Raw genomic sequence first — 21,571 nt, forward strand, 5'->3', positions numbered from 1 at the left:
CTGCTACAGATCCCCCGGGGCACCGGCCCCGGGCCCGGGCTCCCAGACCTGCAGCGCGCTTCCTTCCTTGCCCTGACACGGGGAGAGTCATAGCGTCGCAAGGGTCAGGTGCGCGGCTCCGCGCGGCGCACACGGCGCTCCAGAGAGGGAAGGCAGAGCACTGATGACTGAACCGGTGACGTACACGCCCGACATCGAGCACTCGGTCGACCGCGAGGAAGACCTGACCCGCGAGATCCTGGCCCAGATGGGCGCGGCACAGCGCCGCGCGGCGGGAGAGCACAAGCACGCCCACCGCGACGCCCACGCCAAGAGCCACGCCGTCCTCAAGGCCACGCTGGAGGTGCATGAGGGCCTGGCTCCCGAGCTGGCGCAGGGCATCTTCGCCCGTCCGGGCACCTACGAGGCGGTGGCGCGGCTCTCCTCCGCACCCGGGGACATCCACACCGACCGCACTCCCGCCCCGCGGGGCTGGGCCTTGAAGGTGCTGGGGGTGGAGGGCAGGAGGTTGCTGCCGGATCTGGACAGCCACAATCAGGACTTCCTCATGGTGAACTTCCCGACGCTCGCCTTCGGCACCGTGGCCCGCTACAAGGAGATGCTGAGCCTGCTGGAGAAGAACTCCCAGTCCCCCGAGCTGCTGCAGCGCCTGACGACGGGCGCTGCGCGCGTGGTCCGGGGTGCGGTGGAGACCGTCGGGGGGACCCCCAGCGCCACCTTGGAGGGCCTGGGGCGGGACAACGCCCACGTCCTCGGCGAGACGTACTTCACCCAGGGTGCCCTGCGCTACGGGGACCACGTCGCGAAGATCTCGCTGGCCCCGGCGTCCGAGAACGTGCGCGCCCTGACCGGCCAGGACATGAAGGTGGAGGACTTCTCCTCGATCAGCGACATCGTCGCCGACTTCTTCTCCCATGAGAGCGCAGAGTACGTCCTGCGGGCGCAGCTGGCGACCGACGCGGAGCGCATGCCGGTGGAGGACGCCTCCGTCCTGTGGGACGAGGAGGAGGCCCCGCACCAGCCCGTCGCCACCCTGCGCATCGAGGCGCAGGAGAGCTACAGCCATCCCCGCCGCGTCTACGGCGACGATGCGCTCACCTTCAACCCCTGGAACGGCGTGGTCGAGCACCAGCCGTTGGGCTCCATCATGCGCGTCCGCAAGCGCGCCTATGAGCAGTCCACCCGCTTCCGCCACGAGTTCAACGACCGCCCGGCCCCCGAGCCGACGTCGCTCGACGAGATCCCGGACTGATCCCGGCCTCGCCCCTCACCACTCACCACTCACCCCAAAGGATTCTCGAAGGAGGACCTCATGACTGACCGCTCAGACCCCCGGCTCCAGGACGAGAGCCGTCTCGACGACATCAAGCGCGCCGTCGAGGACGCCGCCCAGGACGCCCCCACGCTGGCCAAGATCGCCCTCGAGGCGATGGTCCGCGACCACAACCCGGACCTGTCCGGCACGGCCGACTCCGCCGGCCGCGTGGGGATGCGCTCGGGCAAGGTCTCGGAGCTGACCGCGATCGCCCGCCTCAAGCCAGGCGGCGCCGAACGGCTGCAGCGCATCTTCGACCTGACCCGCGGCAACATGGACGGCGCCCAGCGCGTGTCCACGCTCCACGACATGCGCTTCGTCTTCTTCGACGACAACACCCGGATCCTCTTCGCCACGGCCTACGACGGCGACTGGGATGCGTACATCAACGACTTCGCCACCAAGATCCCCGAGCTGATGGACCTCCTCTTCCAGAACGTGGAGGGGTGGCCCGGCATCGACAGCCCGGCCGTGAAGGACTTCATCGCCGAGCACCAGATCACCGCCTCCGGGTGGTTCGTGGCGAACCCGCAGGTCACCGTGGTGGACACGCGTCGGCTGCAGCGCACTGAACACGCGGTGAACACCTTCCTGGACCAGATGGCCGGGCGCACCGACCTGGACAAGGACACCGCGGCCGCCCTGAAGCAGCTCACCGACACGATCTCCACCCCCGAGGCGGTGGACTACTGAGATGGGCGTGCTCAAGGACCTGAAGGAACGTTTCGATCGGGAGCGGGTCGAGCTGGACCTGGACGACATCCAGGGCCTGGTGTTGCGGGAGCGGCCCGAGCCCTACGTGGGCGCCCACGCCATGCTGACCGTGGAGGAGGCCGAAGGCGGCCGGGACTTCGTCCGCCGCCTGGCCGAGCACGTCACCTCCGCGCAGGACTGGGCCGACGACCTGCAGTCCTGGACCGGCGTGGCGATCAGCTTCGCCGGCCTGTGCGCCCTGGGGCTGCCTGAGGACTCCCTGTCCAGCTTCCCTTTGCCCTACCAGCAGGGGATGGCTGCCCGCGCTCAGCAGCTCATGGACACCGGGCCGAACGCCCCGGAGCACTGGGACGAGGCGTTCACCCAGGACGCCTGCCACATCGCGCTGACGATCTACGCGGCCGACGCCGATGCCCTGGACGCCGCCCTGGACCAGGCGCGGCAGGTGCTGGATCACTCCACCGGAGTGACCCTGGCGGCCACCCACCGGTTCGGGGTCGACGAGCTGAACAAGAACCCCTTCGGCTTCCGGGACTCCATCTCGCAGCCGACGGTGGCCGGCAGCGGGGTGCGGCCACAGCCGGGCCAGGAGCGCTCCATCTCCGCCGGCGAGTTCATCCTCGGCGAGAACAGCGAGACCGGCTCCCCGCTGGCCGTGCCGCAGCCGGATGTGCTGGGCCGCAACGGGACCTACGTGGTGCTGCGCAAGTTCGCCAGTCGGGTGGGCGCCTTCAACGAGTACCTGGCCTCGCAGAGCCCGGACCCGGAGGAGCAGCACCGGATCGCCGCGAAGATGTTCGGCCGGTGGCGCAGCGGCGCCCCGCTGGTGCTCTCCCCGGACCACGACGACGAGGCGCTGGGCAACGACCCGGAGCGGCGCAACGACTTCACCTTCGCGGACGACCCGAAGGGCCTGATGTGCCCGCACTCCAGCCACATGCGTCGCCTCAACCCGCGGGACAGCGATCTGTCGATCATGACGGACGTGAACATCAAGCGGATCATCCGGCGCTCCTCGACCTACGGTCCCGGGTGGTCGCCGGAGGTGACCTCGTCCGACGACGCGAAGGAGGACCGCGGGATCTACTTCATCTTCATCAGCGCCCGGGCCTTCGACACGATCGAGTTCATGCAGCAGGAGTGGATCAACGGAGGCAACTTCGTCGACCTCGGCTCCGAGCGGGACCCGATCGTCGGTCTGCACGAGGACGACCCGACGCAGGGACGGTTCACCATCCCCGCCGAGCCGGCCCGCAAGCGCATCGACGGCATCACCACATTCAACCGGATGGCCGGGGGCGAGTACCTCTTCATGCCCTCGCTCAGCGCCCTGCGGTGGATCGGTGAGGGGGGCTGGACCTCGGACCAGTCGGGCGCCGAGGCGTGATGCAGCTTCCGCCCCCGGGCGGCCCCGCGGGCGCCCAGCCGTGGCAGGTGGACCTGGACTGGCTGTGGGGCACCCCGCCGGGCAATGACGGCTCCCCCGCGACTCTGCGGCTGGACGTCGTCGGCCCCGGGGCGGCCCGGGCGGCCGCCGCGTGGCTGGGCTCCCTGCCCGGGGACGAGGACGACGTGCGGGGCAGGGGCGGCTGGCGCGCCGACCCGGGCGAGCAGCCCGACGCGGACGACCACGCGGTCCTGCTGCTCACCTCTGCCGGTGAAGACGTGGCGGACGGGCTGGAGGAGGCCGCCGACGACGCCCACGCGGCGCTGGCCGCCGTCGGGGGCCTCACCCTGCGGTGGACTCCCCTGCGCCGTGACCCGTCCCTCTGAGGCGCTCCGCCGCGTGACTTTCGCGCGAGAACCCCACCAACGTGCAGGATGCGTTGGTGGGCCCCATGCGGATGACCCGTAGTAGAGGGGCTACTCATTGAAGCGGAGCCCCGCCACGATCCGCAGTCGATTCGCATCAGCGGGGGCGGTCAGCAGGAGCACCGTGAGCCCGGCCGGTTAGGGCAAGCCGTCGAACCTGTCGTGACGGCCACGCCATCCCCGATAGCCGCGCTTGTGACAAGCACGGAGGGGACTCGATCAGTCAATCCGTCGACCGCGAACCGCAGGGGTGCTGTACCGTGCGCGTCGAACCTAGTGCATTACATCGATTTAGGGACAGCCCCACCGCGCCTACAAGATGTTAAAGCAGTCGCCCGCTGTCGCGGCCAAGCACGACCGCATCCGTGCAGGCCCTGGCTACTTCGCGTGGCAGGCCCACAGCTGCTCGCTGCTCATCCGGCTACGGCGCGGGTGGACCACACACTGACGGGAAAAGCTATTTGCGGGCCGCCGCCCGCATCCAGTACAGGACGGCCTTAGTGCACTGCGCTGCATATCGAGAACGCCGAGGGGTTCGAGTTCGAGGGCTCCGCGGACCGGCAGTCCTCAAAAAACGAGCCCGCGCAACCCAGGCCGGTACAGGAGCGGAACTACACATTGGGCCTCAATCCGAGCGCCTAACGAAACCGTTTCGCATCCCCTATTGCGGACCGTGCAGGGATGAGACACCCGGAGCCATCCGACGGTGACGTGTGTTGCGCGCCGAGATCAAGGGCGACAAGCTCTCGCTGCTAGCCGCCGGCCGGTATCGGACGACGATCGGGTGCTCCCGCGAAAGCCAGACGCGGGCGACACGAGCGGCACCCCGGCCCGTGGCGCCGCACACGCGCACGACGACTCGCCCACGCGGCCAGACTGCACCCATCTGGAATACCTCCAAGGCCCCTGCACGACCCCCGAGGTGCCCTACATCACTATAGTGAGACTCCATGAGCACCCCTATGAACACCACGCCCACCGAAGAGGACATTGACTTCGACGATGTCGCCTCCGAGCTTGAGGATCGTCAAAGTTCTCCCCCTACATATGAGATCGCGACATATCCCGCCGACTTCACACTGGAGGTCCTGGTCGGCAAGTGGAAGTCTAAAGAAATATTCATCCCGCCATTCCAACGAGGATATGTTTGGAATCAGGTGCAGGCAAGTAAACTCATCGAGTCATTTTTGGTAGGTTTGCCTGTGCCCTCAATATTCCTCTATACAGAGAGCGACACCGAGCGTTCCATGGTGGTCGACGGACAACAGCGCCTAAGGTCTGTGTTTTACTTCTTTGAAGGATTCTTTGGTGAACCCAATGCACGCGGTATGCGTCCCGTATTTTCTCTCAAGGGCCTCAATGAGGACTCCCCATTCGCTAACAAAACCTTTGCTGACCTTGAAAGTGAAAATGAAACTGCAGCCAGAAGACTTAAGAACAGCGTCCTACGCGCCTTTATGCTTCGCCAACTAAACCCAAATGATGACACCTCCGTTTTTCATGTTTTTGAGAGGCTCAATACCGGTGGCACACTCCTTCATAATCAGGAGGTGAGGAATGCCATCTGCGCCGGCTCATTTAACGAGATGCTCCATGAGTGCAACAGCTATGGACCCTGGCGAAGACTGCTGGGAAAGCCCCGCCCTGACAGTCGAATGCGCGACATCGAGCTGATCCTGCGCTTCTTCGCGCTTCGACACGCGAGCGACCGTTACGAGAAGCCCATGAAGGATTTCATGTCAAAATATATGAGCACCCACAAGAATGACGATTCGTCAACTATCGAGCAATTTCGCAAAGAGTTTCACGAAATGATCGACGTCATTGATTCCGAATTGGGGGAGCGCCCATTTCATCTGTACGCGGGATTCAACTCAAGTGTCTTTGACTCGGTGGCCGTCGCGGTGTCGAAGCACATCGACGAGATCCCCCGCGACCTTAAGAATCGATGGGACGAACTCGCTAAATCCGAGGATCTCCGGGAGAACGTGATGGGGGGGACAACAGACGTAGACCAGGTCAGGTCTCGTATACGCCTCGCGGAAGATGCCCTTTTTCATGATTGACCTGCCGCGATCAAGCGAGATAAAGAAAACTTGTGAATCCCACATTCACGACTCCCGCGGATACGCAAGCATGTCGGCTCATGCTGCCATTGAATCAGTACTGGCTAGACACACGGCATCTGTTATATATGCGGAAGCGGAGGCAATTATCCGCGTCTTAGTAGCACAGCGCGCCGCGCATGGTACTGAGGATCCTCGAGTGAACTCTTTCTCGAAGGTTGCGTCCCAAAGATTAATCCGGTCAATTAAGATCAGCGAACTGTCGGGTATCCTTGGTCACTTCAGCTCGGATTGCAAGAACCATTTCTCTCAGTCGCTGACTAGCAAACAAAAAACCGATTGGGACTCTTTAATGGGCTACAGACATGACACCGCGCACGAGAATAGCGGATCTGTCGAGCACCTCACCCTCGCGGACATTGACGGCTACTTCGCCAGCATCGCCGAGGTTCTGGACGTATTTGCCGACAGCTTGCACCATTAGGAGACAGTAGAGGGATGAACGGTGACTGACACTTCAGTCGCCTGCCGGAAGAAATAGACGCCGGTTCACACAGATGGGAGGGCTTGGAAAAATATGAATCGGAAGTCAAATAGAACTAAATGAGGCGGGGAAGCCGATGCCGTCTCGAGTCCACCGAGGACGAACTTAATAGCGAGGGAACCCCACCAGTCACACGAGCCGGGCAAATGAAAACGACCGGCCCACGTAGTAAACCTAAACTCCACCACGTCGCCGACCTTCATGACTCACGCTGTGTGCACCTTGCCAGCAGCCTCGGCGCAGCCGGTACGGCGGGCGATGTACCCGGCGACCGTCTCCCCCGGCACCCGCTCGTGCTCCTGCGGCAGCCAGCCCACGAACGCGTCGGCCGGGGCCAGGCTGACCGTGCCGGCCTGCGGCGCGAGGTCCCCGCCGAGGATGCACAGCAGGGTGGACTTGCCCGCGCCGTTGGCCCCCACGACGCCGACGACGTCCCCGGGCGCGACCGTGAGGTCCAGATCCTCGAAGAGCGTGCGGTGGCCGTGGCCGCCGGCGAGGCCGGAGGCGACAAGGGTGGCGGTCATGGTGCTCCTGACGGAAGTGCGGCGGGCGTCAGGCCATTCTGCCGCGACTGAGCTCCACGAGCTTCTCGGCCCGGGCGCGCGTCGCCTCCTCTCCCGCCGCGATGGCGACGCCGGAGCTGCGGAAGTCCGCGACCGTCATCCCCTCGATCGGCGGGCTGATGAGCACGTCCGGCCGGTAGAGCGAGAGACGGACGGTGGTGAGCTGGGCCTGCATGACGTCGATCGCCCGCATGGCCTGGCGCAGCGACGTGGCGGGCGAACGGCGGGTGCGGGTGCGCGCCCCGGCCTCCGGCCGCTCCAGGGGCTCGAGCGTGGTGGCATCGACGGCGATCACCCGCTGCGCGCCCAGGAAGCGCGCCCCGTCCACCGGGATCTGGTTGAGGATGCCGCCGTCCACCAGCACGGAGTCCCCCACGGTCACGGGCTCCAGCGCGCCGGGGTAGGCGGTGGTCGCCTGAATCGCGGTGATGAGGTCCCCGGTGTGCAGGTAGCGGGTCTGGCCCTCGACGACGTCGGCCGCGGTCAGCACCAGGGGGATCTGCAGCTCCTCGAAGGTGTCCGGGAGCAGCTCGCGGAGCCAGGCCCGCAGCCGCTGGCCAGAGAGGATGCCGCCGGTCAGGCCCCAGTTGATGAGCCGCGGCCAGTCCACGCTCCGCGCGATCTTCTCGAGCGAGGCGGCGTCATGACCGGCGGCCATGAGCGCGCCGAGGAGGCCGCCCATGCTCGTTCCCGCGAGCACGTCCGGGCGGATGTCGAGCTCCTCGAGCACCCGCCAGACCCCAATGTGGCACAGCCCGCGCGCTCCTCCGCCGCCCAGGGCGAGGCCCAGCCGACCCGTGGGCCGTTCGTCACGCATCATGGGCCCAGCGTGCCACGGACGTGACCGTGAAGGGAGCGATGCCGGTCAGTCCGTCTCCGGCAGGCCGGCGGCCCACAGGGCGGCGAGCACCACGAGGTCCTCGTCGATCGGGAGCCAGGACGGCGCCTGTGAGCGGGGGGTGGGGCGCGCCGCACGGGACGTCCGCGGTGCCGTGGCAGGATCTCCGGCATGACAGGCGTGGATCACCAGCACCAGAGCGACGAGGACGGCACCGAGGATCCGGTGAGGCGGACCCACGAGGAGGCGGCAGACGAGGGCGCGGAACGCCTGCATCGGTCCCTCACCGTCCTGACGACCACCGGGTTCCTGGGCGGCGTCGAGATCACGATCGGCCTGCTCGCGTACCTGCTCACGCTCCACGAGACGGGCAGCCACCTGCTGGCCGGACTCGCGTTCTCCATCGGCCTGGTCAGCCTGTTCCTCGCCCACTCCGAGCTCTTCACGGAGGGGTTCTACTACCCGATCACCGCGATCGCCGCCGGCCGGGGCACGTGGGTGGAGCTGCTGCGTCTGTGGGCGGTGACCCTCGTGATGAACCTCCTCGGCGGCACCGTGATGATCGCCCTCGTGGTGGCGGGGTTCCCCGACCTGCGCGGCACCCTGGCCGAGAGCGCCCACCACTTCCTGGACATCGGCTTCAGCTGGCAGGGCGCCGCCCTGGCGGTCCTGGCCGGGGTGGCGATCACCCTCGTGACGCGGATGCAGGCCGGGACGGACAGCCCGACGGCGATGATCGTCGCGTCCGTCGCCGGAGCCATCGTCCTCGCGGGCGGTTCACTCTTCCATTCGGTGATGGACTCAATCCTCATCATCGGAGCCATCCTGTCCGGAGCGCACGGCGTGGGCTGGCTCGAGTGGCTCAGCTGGGTGTGGTGGGTGATCCCCCTGAACATCCTCGGCGGGTTGGCGCTGACGACGGCGCCGCGCCTGCTGCGTTCCAAGGAGGTGCGGGAAGAGAAGGGGCGGTGAGGGCAGGGTCCGAATGGCAGGGGTCAGACGGCGTCACGCGTCCCGTCGGCGGCGGGCTCGGGCAGCTCCTCGGTCACCCGGGAGGTGTTGGGGAAGACGAAGCGGTAGCTGAGACCGGCGACCGCGGCGCCCAACAACGGGGCCACGAAGAACAGCCAGACCTGGCCGAGGGCGTCCCCGCCTGCGAACAGGGCCACGCCGAAGGAGCGAGCGGGGTTCACGGAGGTGTTCGACACGGGGATGGAGATCAGGTGGATCAGCGTGAGGGTCAGGCCGATGGCCAGCGGCGCGAAGCCGGACGGTGCACGGCGGTCCGTGGCGCCGAGGATGACGTAGAGGAACACGGCGGTCAGCAGCACCTCGGTCAGGAACACCGCGCCCATCGAGTAGCCGGCGGGCGAGAGTTCGCCGTAGCCGTTGGTGGCCAGGCCGTTCTCCGCAAGCGAGTAGCCCGGACGACCGGAGACGATCGCCAGCAGCACGCCGCCGGCCGCCACGCCGCCCACGAGCTGGGCGATCCAGTACGGCACAGTGAGCTTCCACGGCAGGCGACCCGCGAGCGCCGCACCCAGGGTGACTGCCGGGTTGAAGTGACCGCCGGAGACGTGGCCCACGGCGTAGGCCATGGCCACCACGGTCAGGCCGAAGGCGAGGGCGACGCCGAGGAATCCGATGCCCATGTTGACGCCTGTGGCGTCGTCGATCACGGATGCGGAGAACACGGCCGCACCGGCGCCGCCGAAGACGAGCACGAAGGTGCCGAGGACCTCGGCGGAGAGCTTGGAGACGAGCGGGGAGTCGTTCATGGTGGTCCTGTCAGAAGGTCTGGGGGTGGGATCCTTTCGGTACGGTACCCGAGCCGGGGCATCCTCCCCGGAGGGTCCTCGACCTCTTCCGCTGCCACGGCAGCGCCGTCCGCGGGACCGTCCCGCCGTTGCCTGGGCGCACCGTCTCGTCCCGCGGCCACCCTCCTGGCCGGGCCGCCACGATCACCTCCGCAGATCAGGCGGCGGCCCTCATCCGGGACGGGGACGCCGCCGGGCACCGCTCGTCCGGCCGGGGGCCGGGCCTCAGCCCGCCGGCTGATCCACCCCCGCGGCGGGACGCCCGTCCTCCAGGTAGACGCAGTGCGCGGCGTCCCAGGCGGCGTCGACGCGGCGGGCGATCGCCGGGCGCAGGAGCTTCCGGGCCTCCTGGCGCGTCACGAGGCGATGCTCGGAGGCCTCGTCCTCCTGCAGGCCGATGGCGGCGACGTCGGCGGCAGTGAGCGGGTGGACGGCGCGGAAGAGGAAGCGCAGGCCGATCCGACCGTCGGCCTTGCTGGGCCGCGTGTCGACGGCGACGAGCCGCCCCGCGCGCACCTCCAGCCCCGTCTCCTCCCAGACCTCGCGGCGGCAGCCGCCCCAGGGGGTCTCGCCGTCGTCCTCCATGATCCCGCCGGGGATGGTCCACCCCTTCTTGTAGGTGGGCTTGAGCACGAGCAGGCGGCCGGCCTCGTCGAGGAGGAGGCAGCCGCAGGAGACGGGAACGGAGGGCAGGAGGAAGGACATGGCGCCAGCCTAGAGGCGGGCGCCGGCGGGGCGCTGGCCGGCGGGCTCGTGCCCCGCGCGGCGGGCACGCACCGTGCAGACAGCCAGGATCAGCCAGGCGAGCACGGCCAGGATCAGCCAGGCGAGCACGGCCAGCGCGGCGAACACCGCGGGCAGCACGTGCCCCAGGAGCACGGAGGAGGCGACGGAGGCGAGGAACGCGGCCAGGTTGAGGACGACGTCGTACACCGGCGCAATGAACCGCCGATTCACCACGTGGAGCCCGGCGATCGCCACGCCGCACGCGAACGTCACCGAGAGCAGGAGGTCGACCACCGGGGGAGGGTATCAGCGGCGGTCGAGGCGGACGGCCTCGAGCATGCGGCGGTCGTGGGTGACCAGCAGCAGGGCGCCGTCCTAGGCCTCGAGGGCCTGCTCCGGGCGTTCGAGGCCCGCAGACGGGCGTCAGCCTTGCCGGGCATAGGCGCGCTCGCGTTGCGTCACTGACCCTTTGCGTCATGGCCGCGAGGCTTTGTCCGCGAGAGGCGGGCATCCCCTCGCTACGCTGAGGCCATGGCGACGGTTCTCCTCGTGCGGCACGGCCGCACCACGGCCAATGCGACGGGACTGCTGGCAGGCCGGACCCCCGGGGTCAGCCTGGACGAGCACGGGCGGGAGCAGGCGGCACGCACCGGGGAGCGGATCGCGGCCGTGCCCGTGGCCGCGGTGGTGGCCAGCCCCCTGCAGCGGTGCGCGCAGACCGCGCACGCCATCCTCGAACGGCAGCCGGACGCGATGCCCTCGCTGGTCGACGATGGCCTCACCGAATGCGACTACGGCCAGTGGCAGGGACGGACGCTCAGCGACCTGGCCACCGAGCCCCTGTGGGCGAGCGTGCAGACCCAGCCGTCCGCCGTCGTCTTCCCGGGCGGCGAGTCCATGGCGGGGATGCAGGCCCGGGCGGTGGCGGCGATCCGCCGGCACGACGCCGCCGTCGAGGCCGTGCACGGGCCGGGGGCGGTGTGGGTGGCGGTGAGCCACGGGGACGTCATCAAGTCGATCCTGGCCGATGCGCTCGGCACGCACCTGGACCTGTTCCAGCGGATCGAGGTGGGCCCCGCATCCGTGTCCGTCGTGAGCTACGGCCCGAGCCGCCCGCGGGTCTGGGCGATGAACACCGACGCCGGGGACCTCTCCTGGCTTGCGAAGCTCGGCCCGTCCGACGAGGCCCCGGTGGGCGGCGGCGCGGGCGCACCGACGACGGCGGCGGACACGTCCGCTGGCGCGGGCACCGGCGCGGCGGGCGAGCAGCCGACGCCTAGGATCGGCGCATGACCGAGACGCCTGCCCATGTCCATGAGTTCGACTGGCCGGATCGGGTGGTGATCGGGACCGTCGGGCGTCCCGGTGCCCGGACGTTCTACCTGCAGGTGCGCGCCGGGGCGCGGCTGATGAGCGTCGCGCTGGAGAAGCAGCAGTCCGCCATCATGGCGGAGAAGATCGACGAGATCCTCGACGAGCTCATGGCCCTGGAGGGCAACCCGCACAGCGTCCCGGCGGGCACGCCCGCAGAGCTCGTGGACAACGATCCGCTGGAGCCGGTGCAGGAGCGGTTCCGCGTCGGCGCCATCGGCCTCGGCTGGGATCCCTCGACGGCACAGGTTGTCGTAGAGGTGCACCCGCTCGTCGAGGACGAGTCCGACCAGCTCCTCGGGGCGGAGTCCGAGGCGGTGTTGGTTCGGATGCCGGTCGGCGCCGCCCGCGCGTTCACGCGGCGCACCCGGGAGGCCGTGGACGCCGGACGCCCGATGTGCTCGGACTGCGGCCACCCCATGGACCCGGACGGTCACGTCTGCGGCGGCCCCGAGGCCTGATGAGCGCCGAGGATGGGGTGGGCGAAGAGCTGATGACCGGCGAGCTGACGCTCACCGGCCGCATCACGACGGCGTCCAATGCCACGTTTCTGGGCGCCATCGGTGACACGGTGGTGGTCTACAAGCCTGTGGCGGGCGAAGCGCCGCTCTGGGACTTCCCCGCCGGGACCCTGGCCCGCCGGGAGGTGACGGCGTACCTGGTGTCCGAGGCGCTGGGGTGGGACATCGTGCCGCGCACGTGGCTGCGGGACGGGCCGTTCGGGGAGGGCATGGTGCAGCTCTGGCAGGAGGAGGATCCTGAGCAGGACGCCGTGGACCTGTTCCCGGCGGACGAGGTGCCGGCCGCGGGATGGCTCACGATCCTGGAGGGCGAGGACGAGGACGGGGATCGGCTGGTCCTGGCCCACGAGGACTCAGCGGCCCTGCGCCGGATGGTGGTGTTCGACGTGGTGGTCAACAACGCCGACCGCAAGGGCGCCCACATCCTCGCCATGCCCGGCGGGCACCGTTACGGGGTGGACCATGGGCTCACGTTCCATGTGGCGGACAAGCTGCGCACGGTGCTGTGGGGATGGGTCGGGGACGCCCTGAGCGCGGAGGAGCGCGCCGGCGTGGGGCGCGTTCTGGAGGCAATTGACGGGGAGCCGGGTGAGCGGCTGGCGGAGCTGCTGAGTGCCGAGGAACGCGAAGCCCTTGCCGAACGCTGTGCCCAGTTGGTCGACGACGGGATCTTCCCTGCCCCGAGCGGGCTGACGCCGGCCGTGCCCTGGCCGCTCTTCTGACGGGCCTGAGGCGTCAGGCAGGACTCGCTGGCGCCGAAGTCCTTCGCGATCTGGTTCAACCGGGCGCCAGGTTCGCGGTTCAGTGTGACGCGGACGACGTCATCACGGAACTCTTTGGGGTATGGGGCGGGCATGGTGCACATCCATCCCTGCGGTGTGGGAGCACCACAGATCGTATGTCACCTGTACCTGCACCAGTCCCTGCGCTGCTGGGCGATCCACGGTTGCAGGCGGCCACCGACCGACACAGCGCATCCCTGTGACCGACATCCTGTAGTTCGCGATCGGAACCGGCTGCCTCGCGGTGCTCGTGGCACAGGCTGGTGACGCTCACCGGCCGCGCACCTGGTGTCCGAGGCACTGGGGTCGGACATCGTGCCGCGCACGTGGCTGCGCGACGGCCCCTTCGGCGAGGGCATGGTGCAGCTCTGGCAGGAGCAGGATCCTGAGCAGGACGCCGTGGACCTGTTCCCGGTAGACGAGGTGCCGGCCTCGGGGTGGCTCACGATCCTGGAGGGCGAGGAATCCTCGATCCGGAAGTTCACGAATGGCACGCGCCAGTTGTGTCGTGAACTCCTCCCAGCCCAGTCCCGCCCGCTGCAGGCTCACGTGGCCCACTCCTTGTTCGCCTTCCGCAGGTCGACCTCGGGTTGAGTGAGGTACAGCGCCTCCACAACTTTCGAGCGGACGATCATGACACCGCCCCGTGACTCCAGATCGAAGTAGGCGCGATCAACCTCGCCGCGACATAATGCGCCTTTACCCCAGAGCTTTTCGGCCCCGTCGACATACTCGGGGAAGCGGCCGGCGATGAATCGAGCAAAGTCGTCGGTGATGTGCTTCTCGTGATCGGTGAGAGTCAGCAGGATCCTCTTCACGGGGTCATCTGCCGGTCCGATGCCCTCGATGTCGGGAAAGCTCAGTCCAAAGAGGTCGTTGGACACCCAGCCGTCCTGGTCCTGGGTCCAGCCGATCTCGCTGGACGACTCCGCGGCTTCCCGCTCGGTCATCGGCCAGTTCGCGTCCACCCAGAACTGCAGCATGTCGAGCGCTTCATCGACCGGAATCGACTTCCAGATGGACCGCACCGTCAATGACGGAAGCTCGTCGAGCCCGTTCAGCTCGAGCGTTTTCTGAGTGGCATCGACAACCTGTTGGGCGGACCAGTCGTCGGGCAGGGTCAGCAGGGTGCCGGTCTCTACTCGCTCTGCCTGAACCCCGTCGGCGATGTGATCGATTCTGCCGACGGCGTCAGCGAGCCAGAGCCGATACCCGGGAGTGATCTTCCAGTTTCCGCGGCGCGCCAGACGCTGCATTTCGATCGTTCCGAGCCGAACCATCAGGGGATCCCACCCCTCGACCGCTGAACTGACGACAGCATCGGTGAAGGCCCGCGGGATATGTTCACCGTCGACCGCGGTGACCTCGATGTCAGCGCGTTGGGCCGGGATGCGTCCCCCCGTGTGATCCTGACCCGCGCTGACATGCGCGACTGCCATCGCCTCACTGGTGAAGCCTCGCACCCAGAACGCGTAACCGTCCCCATCGCCCTGCCGCGCCAGCCCTTCGGTCGACTTCATCTGCGAGACCAGTTCCGCTTGTTCTGCCTGGTCCTTGGGCCACGGCGTGCGTTCGGTCCCCAGGGTCCACACCGAGATACCGGTACGTTCTCGCATTCCGTGCATGAACAGATCGACCTGGCGGGCGATCTCCTCGGGGGTTTCCTGCGGCCGCGCCCAGACGACGCGGACGCTGACCTCTCCGACCGGCGCGGTGGTGGTCGTGTTCATCTGCTCATACCTCCAGTGTTGAACGACAGCGACGTCGGGACGACTTCGTCACCTACGCGTCATCGGGACGGTGAGGCTCTCGACCGGCAGGGGGTTCTGCCCCGCATCGAGGGAAGAGATCTCCTCGTCGGTGTAGGTGCGGCCTGCGTGCATGACTTCCGGCTCACGCCATGCGGCGTAGCTGAGTTGCTCGGGGGCCGAGGTTACGTACACATCGCGCAACGCGACGACACAGCTGTATGCGAGCTGGTCGAACCGTGCTGTGATCGCCGGAAGGTCGAGGCGCTGGGGTGGGACATCGTGCCGCGCACGTGGCTGCGAGACGGCCCGTTCGGCGAGGGCATGGTGCAGCTCCGGCAGGATCTCCGAGACGATCCGCTCCGCACTCTCGATAGAGATGTCCACATCCACGCTCCTGACGCAGGTCCCCGCGGGGCCGGTCTGTTGTCCTGAGGACCATCGAGACGGCCGAACCCTGTTCGCCAGAACATCGCCGCTGAAGTCCCATCGGTCCTAGTCTGGCTGGAATCCCCTGCCGCCCAAAGGACTCCCGATGACTGGAATACCGTTTTTGCTCGTCTTCATCCTCGCCGTCGCCCTGATGATCGTCATGATCTCCAGATGGAAGATCCACCCCTTCCTCTCGATCATGGTCGTCGCCTTCGCCTTGGGGATCATCGGTGGGATCCCGCTGGTGAAGTCGACCGGCGCCGAGGGGGAAGCGCCCGTCAAGGGCATCGCCGACGTGATCGGGGAGGGATTCTCTGGGATCTTCACCTCGATCGGCATCGTCATCATCCTGGGCACGCTCATCGGCCTCATCTTGGAGCGCACCGGCGGTGCCTTCAGGATCGCCGATGCGCTCGTGCGGGTCGTCGGCAGGCGCTACCCCGTCCTGGCTATGCAGCTCATGGGTTGGGTGGTCTCCATCCCCGTGTTCTGCGACTCCGGATTCGTCATTCTCAACCCCATCCGCAAGGCCCTGGCCCGTCGCACCGGGGCGTCGCCCGTGGCCATGACCGTGGCCCTGGCGGCAGGCCTGTACACCTCGCACGTCTTCATCCCGCCGACCCCGGGGCCCATCGCAGCCGCCCAGAACCTCGGCATCGGTGACCACCTTCTGTTGGTGATCGGCCTCGGCGTCCTCGTCTCGATCCCCGCACTCCTCGTCGCGTACCTGTACGCCCTCTACATCGGCAAGAGGGTGACCTCCCCCGAGGAGACCGGCACGGAGGACGCGGATGAGCTCGAGGCGGCCTACGACGCGCTTCGCCGGTCCTACGGGCGGATGCCTGGGACCGCTGCGTCCTTCGCGCCCATCATCGTCCCCATCCTGCTCATGGCTCTCGGCTCGCTCGCATCCGTCCTGAAGTGGACCGGCCCCGCGGGCGACTTCGCCCGATTCCTCGGCACGCCGATGATCGCGCTCGCCGTCGGCACCCTCTGTGCAGTCGGCGTGCTGTTCAGCGTGCGCCGTGGCGAGACGTTCTACAACCTGACAGAGGAGACCCTCCGGGTCGTCGGCCCCATTCTGTTCATCACGGCGGCCGGCGGTGTGCTGGGGCGCGTCATCGCCGCCACCGACCTCGTCACCTTCATCGAGAGCAACGCTGCGCAGTTGTCGGTCATCGGACTGTTCTTCCCCTTCCTCGTCTCCGCCGCCCTGAAGACCGCGCAGGGCTCCTCCACAGTCGCACTCACGACTACGTCGGCCATGGTCTTCCCGATGATGCCTGCATTGGGCTTCGAGACCCCGGTGGCCAGCGCGCTCGTGGTCATGGCCATTGCGGCCGGCGCCATGACCGTCTCCCACGCCAACGACTCGTACTTCTGGGTGGTCACCAACTTCAGCGGCATGACGCCCTCGCAGGGTTACCGCACCCAGACGATGGTCACGCTTCTGATGGGACTCACCTCCATCGTGTTCATCTGGGTCCTCGGCCTCGTCCTCATCTGACCCCGTCCCCTGACCTAGGAGATCCACGCGTGCAGCGCATCATCGTCATCCCCGACTCGTTCAAGGGGGCCCTGTCGTCGCGGGAGGCGGGCTCCGCGATCGCGGCGGGTCTCGCGTCGGTCACCGACGCCGAGGTTCTCGTGGTGCCCATCGCCGACGGCGGGGAGGGCACCGTCGAGGCCTTCGTGGCTGCCGCAGGGGGCGCCTTGCGATCCGCGACCGTCTGCGGGGTGTTCTACGGCGAGCGTGTGCCCGTCCACTACGGACTGGTCGAGCCGGACGTGGCGGTGGTGGAGACAGCCTCATGTGCCGGGCTCCCGCTCGCCTCCGGACGCGAGGACACGGGACGGGCGACGACGTTCGGGGTCGGCGAGCAGATCCTCGACGCGGTGTCCGCTGGCGCGCGCAAAGTCATCGTCGGGGCTGGCGGGAGCGCCACGACGGACGGCGGCACGGGCGCTGCCGCAGCCCTCGGTGTCCGGTTCCTCGACGCCGCGGGTGAGGAGTTCGTTCCGACCGGCGACACCCTCACCCGGATTGCGCGGATCGACTCCACCCCCGCACGCGACCGGCTCCGCGACGTCGACGTGGAGGTGATGTGTGACATCAGCAACCCCCTCACGGGATCGCAGGGTGCAGCCCACGTGTTCGGCCCCCAGAAGGGGGCGGACCCTGCATCAGTGGCGAGCCTGGACACCGGACTGGTCCATCTCGCGGGCATCGTCGAGCGAGACCTCGGGGTCGCGATCGATGCGCTCCCCGGTTCGGGAGCGGCGGGGGGTCTCGCCGGTGGCCTGCACGCCTTCATCGGGGCCACCTTGAAGTCGGGTATCGACGTCGTCCTCGAGACGGCGGGTTTCCACGACCTCGTGAAGACCGCTGACCTCGTCATCACCGGGGAGGGGCGCATCGACGGCCAGTCCTTGGCCGGGAAAGTGCCGATCGGCGTGGCCCAGGCCGTGCGCGCAGCCGGCTGCGTGATCCCGGTGATCGTCCTCGCCGGCTCCGTGAGCCAGGACGCGGACACCCTCTACGACGAGGGCATCACCGCGATCATGCCCATTGGCCGCGGGCCCCAGGACCTGGCGACAGCGATTCGCCGCACGGCAGAGGACCTGACCGCGACCGCCCGCAACGTCGGGCGGCTGGTGATGGCCTGCTCCCCCGCCGGGCTCACACGTTGAGGAGGGTGGGGACGGGTGCAAGCTGGTCTTGACCCATGAGGACGCGCCTGTGCTGCGCCGCATGGCCGTGTTCGACGTGATCCTCAACAATGCCGGCCGCAAGGGCGCCCACATCCTCGCCATGCCCGGCGGGCACCGCCACGGCGTGGACCACAGGCTCACGTTCCATGTGGAGGACAAGCTGCGCACGGTCCTGTGGGGATGGCTGGGCGAGGGGCCGACCGAGAAGAAGCGCGACGGCGTCGCCCGGGTTCTCGCCGGGCTCGACGGTGAGCTGGGGCGGGGGCTGGCGAAGCAGCTGGGTGCCGAGGAAGTCGACGCCTTGGCCGAACGCTGTACCCAGTCGCTCGACGACGGGATCTTCCCTGCCCCGAGCGGGCTGACGCCGGCCGTGCCTTGGCCGCTCTTCTGAGCTGAAGGGGCCCTGAGTACGGCGGGCCAGGAAGGCCGAGAGTCACCGCGTCCGTCGCCCATCACGTGACTCAAGGCGAGCCGACTCCCCTGCGGCGTTCCATAGTTGTGAGCCAGGAGGGACAGAGCACCTCGGACTTAGTTGGATGGAAGCTACGCCCGTGGCATAAAAGCCGACCGGGCGGGATGGCGCAGCCGTCGCAACGCGTGCGTCCGTTACTAACTTCCTGTGCCACTCTCATTCTCACGGCAGCTGTGGCCATGAAACTCTGAGGGTGTGCCTTTTCAAGCACTCTTACGGTAGGTCGCGTCGAATACCGCGTTCGCAAGCCACTGCTTGAAGCTGCTGTTGTCCTGGAACTCCTTGAAGAGCTGAGTGTCGTCGGAGATGAGGCGCAGCATTGCCTGGCTGAGTGCGCGGTCGCTCTCGACGCGGGCGTTCACTGGATCGTCGTTGGCCTGCGCGTTCTTGTAGGCCTCGTCCTCGGACACCAGCCGCGGGATCTCTTCGGTGATGAACCGCTGCACACGATCCGCATCGTTCCACTCGATGTTGCCGAAGTGATCGTTGAAGCTGCGCACAATCGCGGAGAGCCTCTCGAGCTCTGGGTCTGAGCGGTGCCCACCGCCGGCGGCTGGCACCGGATCGAGAGTGCCATCCTCATCGTCAAGGACGATCTTCATGGCGCTGAGCTTCTCGGCCCGGTACGACTCCAGATCGATATTCTCCAGGATGCCGGCCGAGAGGTCCTCCTCCTTCGGCGCGGGCAGCTTTGGCACCAGGTGGTCGAGGAAGATCGAGCGCTTCTCCCACTCGCTGCTCCCGTACGGCAGCACAGTCGAGAGGAAGTTGTAGGTGCGCAGGAACGCCTTTGCGCCGCCCTTGAACGCCACCTGCTCGTCCTCGTCGGGCATCTCGATGTACTCCGCGACACTCCCATCGAGCAGCGGGTCGAGCTGGTCACGGCTCTCGCCAGCCAGGTAGCGACTCACGAACTCGTCGATCTGCTCGGTCGTGTAGACGGCGAAGGTGTCGAGATCGTTGACCAGGTCATGAAGCTTGTTGGCGTCGGTCTCCTCGGCCAGCACGGTCGTACGGTAGTACGGCTCGAACGCACGCTGGATCTCGTCGGCGTCGTTGGCGAAGTCGAGCACGAACGTGTCGTGCTTCGCGGGATGGGCACGGTTGAGGCGCGACAGTGTCTGCACTGCCAGCACTCCGGAAAGGGCCTTGTCGACGTACATCGTGTGCAGCAGCGGTTCGTCGTATCCCGTCTGGAACTTGTTGGCGACCACCAAGATCCGGTATGGATCGGACTTCACCTGCGCGGCGATCGCGTTGGACGGGAAGCCGTTCAGGCTGGCCTCGGTCACCTTCATTCCCTTGTACTCGTGCTCCCCGGAGAAGGCGACGACTGCTCGATACGGACTCTTGCGCGCAGCGAGTGCATCACGGATCGCGTGGAAGTACTCGATGCATCGCGCAATCGACGAAGTCACCACCATGGCCCGGGCCTGCCCATCGATCTTGCGCTTCGCCACTACCTGGCCGAGGAAGTGCTCGACCATGATGTCGGACTTCTGCGCAATGGCGTGTGCGTTGCCCTCGACGTACGCGCGGAGCTTCTTCGATGCACGCTTCGCGTCGAACTCGGGGTCGTCCTCGACGGTCTTCATCAGCTTGTAGTAGCTGCCGACGGGGGTGTAGTTCGCGAGGACATCGACGATGAAGCCCTCCTGGATCGCCTGCTTCATCGTGTACGAGTGGAAGGGGCGGAATCCCGTGCCACCCACTGCGTTCGGTACTGGCTCGCCGAACATCTCGAGCGTCTTGTTCTTCGGCGTCGCGGTGAACGCGAAGTAGCTCGCGTTCGGCAGCAGCTTCTTCCCCTCGATGATCCGGTTGATCTGGTCTTCGACGGTGTCGTCTTCGATGTCGTCGACGCCGGCGAGAGCTCGGGAGACTGCCGCCGATGTCTTCGACCCCTGCGACGAGTGTGCCTCATCGATCACGATGGCGAACGTGCGGTCCCGATGGTCCGCTCCGATGTCATCCAGGATGTATGGGAACTTCTGCACCGTCGTCACGATGATCTTCTTGCCGGCCGAGATCGCGCGGCGCAGGTCCCCCGACCGATCCGCATGGACAACCGTTGAGCCCACCTGCAGGAATGACTTGATGGTCTGTGTGAGCTGGTTGTCGAGGATGATGCGGTCCGTGACGACGATGATCGAGTCAAAAGCGATGCGACTTTCATGGGCCGTCTCGGTCAGCTGGTGGGTCAGCCAGGCGATTGAGTTCGACTTGCCGCTGCCTGCGGAGTGCTGGATCAGGTACCGGCGACCGGCTCCGTTCGCTTCGACATCGGCGAGCAACTTTCGGACAACGTCGAGCTGGTGGTAGCGCGGGAAGATCGCCTTCGAGACCTTCTTGCCGGTCTTCTGGTTCTTCTCAACGACGATCTGTGCGTAGTTCTCGATGATCCCCGCGAGGCTGAGCGGAGCGAGCACCTGCCGCCAGAGGTAATCGGTCATCACGCCGTCGGGGTTCGGCGGGTTGCCGGCCCCGTCCTTGAAGCCCTGGTCGAAGGGCAGAAACCAGGAGGAAGCGCCTTTGAGCTGGGTGCAGAATCGGGCTCGCTGGTCGTCGAGGGCGAAGTGAGCGATGGTCCGGCCGAACGCGAACAGCGGCTCACGGGGGTCCCGGTCGCGCTGATACTGCTGAACCGCGTCCTCGACCGTCTGGTTCGTGAAGTTGTTCTTCAGCTCAAACGTGAACACCGGCAGCCCGTTGACGAACACGACCAGGTCGACAGCGTCGCCAGTGTTGCTCACGCTGTAATGCACCTGTCGTGTGACCACAAATCGGTTCGCCTCGAAGAGAGCGGCAGCCTTCGGGTTCGCCGCATCGGGCGCCGGATAGTAGAGATCTACATGCAGACCGAGGTGGTCGATGCCGTTGCGCAACATGTGCACGACGCCACGGCGCGTGATCTCCCCCTGGAGCCGCGCAAGGAACTTATGAGCTGTGGGCGTGTCCGACGTCAGTCCAAGTGGCTCAACGAGGCCGGGCTGGGTCGCATCGATGAACTCGCTGAACTGGCCGAGATCGAGCCCGTAGGACGCGACATAGTCGGCAGGCGCGCCCTCGGCCCATCCGCCGTCGACCATCTGGTCGACGATGAGCGCCTCCAGGCTCTCTTCATTGAGACGTCGCATG

The 21,571-nt window shown here is 67.2% G+C and carries 17 protein-coding genes and 5 pseudogenes; 14 read left to right on the top strand and 8 right to left on the bottom strand.

Features of this window, described 5'->3' with window-relative positions; genetic code table 11:
* The first annotated feature begins 163 nt into the window (after positions 1–163).
* From LG274_RS04520 to LG274_RS04540, 5 genes are all read left to right on the top strand, one after another.
* Entirely contained in the window at positions 164–1,252 is a 1,089-nt protein-coding gene (locus LG274_RS04520; protein ID WP_298987642.1) for a catalase family protein, read from the top strand.
* A 60-nt stretch (positions 1,253–1,312) separates the two neighbouring features.
* A complete protein-coding gene (locus LG274_RS04525) occupies positions 1,313–2,008 on the top strand; it encodes a hypothetical protein (RefSeq protein ID WP_298987645.1) in 696 nt (231 codons plus the stop codon).
* 1 nt (position 2,009) lies between these two features.
* Positions 2,010–3,416 (top strand): Dyp-type peroxidase, encoded by a 1,407-nt coding sequence (locus LG274_RS04530; protein ID WP_298987647.1) that lies wholly within the window; start codon positions 2,010–2,012, stop codon positions 3,414–3,416.
* Entirely contained in the window at positions 3,416–3,802 is a 387-nt protein-coding gene (locus tag LG274_RS04535) for a hypothetical protein (protein ID WP_404465655.1), read from the top strand. Before LG274_RS04530 ends, LG274_RS04535 begins: the two co-directional genes overlap by 1 nt.
* A 989-nt stretch (positions 3,803–4,791) precedes the next feature.
* A complete protein-coding gene (locus LG274_RS04540; RefSeq protein ID WP_298988311.1) occupies positions 4,792–5,907 on the top strand; it encodes a DUF262 domain-containing protein in 1,116 nt (371 codons plus the stop codon).
* A 762-nt stretch (positions 5,908–6,669) separates the two neighbouring features.
* On the opposite strand, the pseudogene LG274_RS04545 reads toward LG274_RS04540, so the two are convergent.
* Together LG274_RS04545 and LG274_RS04550 are read right to left on the bottom strand one after the other, a co-directional pair.
* A pseudogene (locus LG274_RS04545) lies at positions 6,670–6,975 on the bottom strand (ATP-binding cassette domain-containing protein); the annotation flags it as partial.
* A 28-nt stretch (positions 6,976–7,003) separates the two neighbouring features.
* Positions 7,004–7,834: a patatin-like phospholipase family protein gene (locus tag LG274_RS04550; protein WP_298988314.1), complete on the bottom strand. Its 831-nt coding sequence runs from the start codon at positions 7,832–7,834 to the stop codon at positions 7,004–7,006.
* Positions 7,835–8,023: 189 nt separating this feature from the next.
* Here LG274_RS04550 and LG274_RS04555 point away from each other — a divergent pair, with 189 nt between their 5' ends.
* Positions 8,024–8,824 carry a formate/nitrite transporter family protein gene (locus tag LG274_RS04555; protein WP_404465657.1) on the top strand — a complete coding sequence of 267 codons (801 nt, stop codon included), beginning with the start codon at positions 8,024–8,026 and terminating at the stop codon, positions 8,822–8,824.
* A 23-nt stretch (positions 8,825–8,847) separates the two neighbouring features.
* Here LG274_RS04555 and aqpZ read toward each other — a convergent pair whose 3' ends face one another.
* From aqpZ to LG274_RS04575, 4 genes and pseudogenes are all read right to left on the bottom strand, one after another.
* Positions 8,848–9,630 carry an aquaporin Z gene (gene aqpZ / locus LG274_RS04560; RefSeq protein WP_404465659.1) on the bottom strand — a complete coding sequence of 261 codons (783 nt, stop codon included), beginning with the start codon at positions 9,628–9,630 and terminating at the stop codon, positions 8,848–8,850.
* Between the two features lie 264 nt (positions 9,631–9,894).
* Complete coding sequence (locus tag LG274_RS04565) at positions 9,895–10,374, bottom strand: NUDIX domain-containing protein (RefSeq protein WP_404465661.1); 480 nt, start codon at positions 10,372–10,374, stop codon at positions 9,895–9,897.
* Between the two features lie 9 nt (positions 10,375–10,383).
* On the bottom strand, positions 10,384–10,689 hold the full coding sequence (locus LG274_RS04570; RefSeq protein WP_404465663.1) for a hypothetical protein: 306 nt from the start codon (positions 10,687–10,689) through the stop codon (positions 10,384–10,386).
* Between the two features lie 12 nt (positions 10,690–10,701).
* Positions 10,702–10,803 (bottom strand): annotated as a pseudogene (locus tag LG274_RS04575) (ABC transporter ATP-binding protein); the annotation flags it as partial.
* Between the two features lie 123 nt (positions 10,804–10,926).
* On the opposite strand from LG274_RS04575, the gene LG274_RS04580 reads away from it, so the two are divergent.
* The 4 genes and pseudogenes from LG274_RS04580 to LG274_RS04595 form a co-directional block, all read left to right on the top strand.
* Positions 10,927–11,688 (top strand): histidine phosphatase family protein, encoded by a 762-nt coding sequence (locus LG274_RS04580; protein WP_404465665.1) that lies wholly within the window; start codon positions 10,927–10,929, stop codon positions 11,686–11,688.
* Positions 11,685–12,227, top strand: coding sequence for a DUF3090 domain-containing protein (locus LG274_RS04585; protein WP_404465667.1), 543 nt, complete (start codon positions 11,685–11,687; stop codon positions 12,225–12,227). Before LG274_RS04580 ends, LG274_RS04585 begins: the two co-directional genes overlap by 4 nt.
* The gene (locus tag LG274_RS04590) at positions 12,227–13,009 is read left to right on the top strand and encodes an SCO1664 family protein (protein ID WP_404465669.1); all 783 of its coding nucleotides are present in this window, start codon (positions 12,227–12,229) and stop codon (positions 13,007–13,009) included. The genes LG274_RS04585 and LG274_RS04590 overlap by 1 nt, the downstream gene beginning before the upstream one ends.
* A gap of 327 nt (positions 13,010–13,336) precedes the next feature.
* A pseudogene (locus LG274_RS04595) lies at positions 13,337–13,534 on the top strand (phosphatidylinositol kinase); the annotation flags it as partial.
* 80 nt (positions 13,535–13,614) lie between these two features.
* Here LG274_RS04595 and LG274_RS04600 read toward each other — a convergent pair.
* The gene (locus LG274_RS04600; RefSeq protein WP_404465671.1) at positions 13,615–14,799 is read right to left on the bottom strand and encodes a DUF6301 family protein; all 1,185 of its coding nucleotides are present in this window, start codon (positions 14,797–14,799) and stop codon (positions 13,615–13,617) included.
* A gap of 279 nt (positions 14,800–15,078) precedes the next feature.
* On the opposite strand from LG274_RS04600, the pseudogene LG274_RS04605 reads away from it, so the two are divergent.
* The 4 genes and pseudogenes from LG274_RS04605 to LG274_RS04620 all read left to right on the top strand — a co-directional run.
* Positions 15,079–15,162, top strand: a pseudogene (locus LG274_RS04605) (phosphatidylinositol kinase); the annotation flags it as partial.
* 190 nt (positions 15,163–15,352) lie between these two features.
* Positions 15,353–16,756, top strand: a complete 1,404-nt coding sequence (locus LG274_RS04610) for a GntP family permease (protein WP_404465673.1) — start codon at positions 15,353–15,355, stop codon at positions 16,754–16,756.
* A 29-nt stretch (positions 16,757–16,785) separates the two neighbouring features.
* On the top strand, positions 16,786–17,940 hold the full coding sequence (locus LG274_RS04615) for a glycerate kinase (protein WP_404465675.1): 1,155 nt from the start codon (positions 16,786–16,788) through the stop codon (positions 17,938–17,940).
* A 1-nt stretch (position 17,941) separates the two neighbouring features.
* Positions 17,942–18,352, top strand: a pseudogene (locus tag LG274_RS04620) (phosphatidylinositol kinase); the annotation flags it as partial.
* A gap of 284 nt (positions 18,353–18,636) precedes the next feature.
* On the opposite strand, the gene LG274_RS04625 reads toward LG274_RS04620, so the two are convergent.
* Complete coding sequence (locus tag LG274_RS04625; protein ID WP_404465677.1) at positions 18,637–21,570, bottom strand: type I restriction endonuclease subunit R; 2,934 nt, start codon at positions 21,568–21,570, stop codon at positions 18,637–18,639.
* Between the last annotated feature and the right edge of the window lies 1 nt (position 21,571).

The organism is Micrococcus antarcticus, assembly GCF_044872765.1.
Lineage (GTDB): Bacteria > Actinomycetota > Actinomycetes > Actinomycetales > Micrococcaceae > Micrococcus.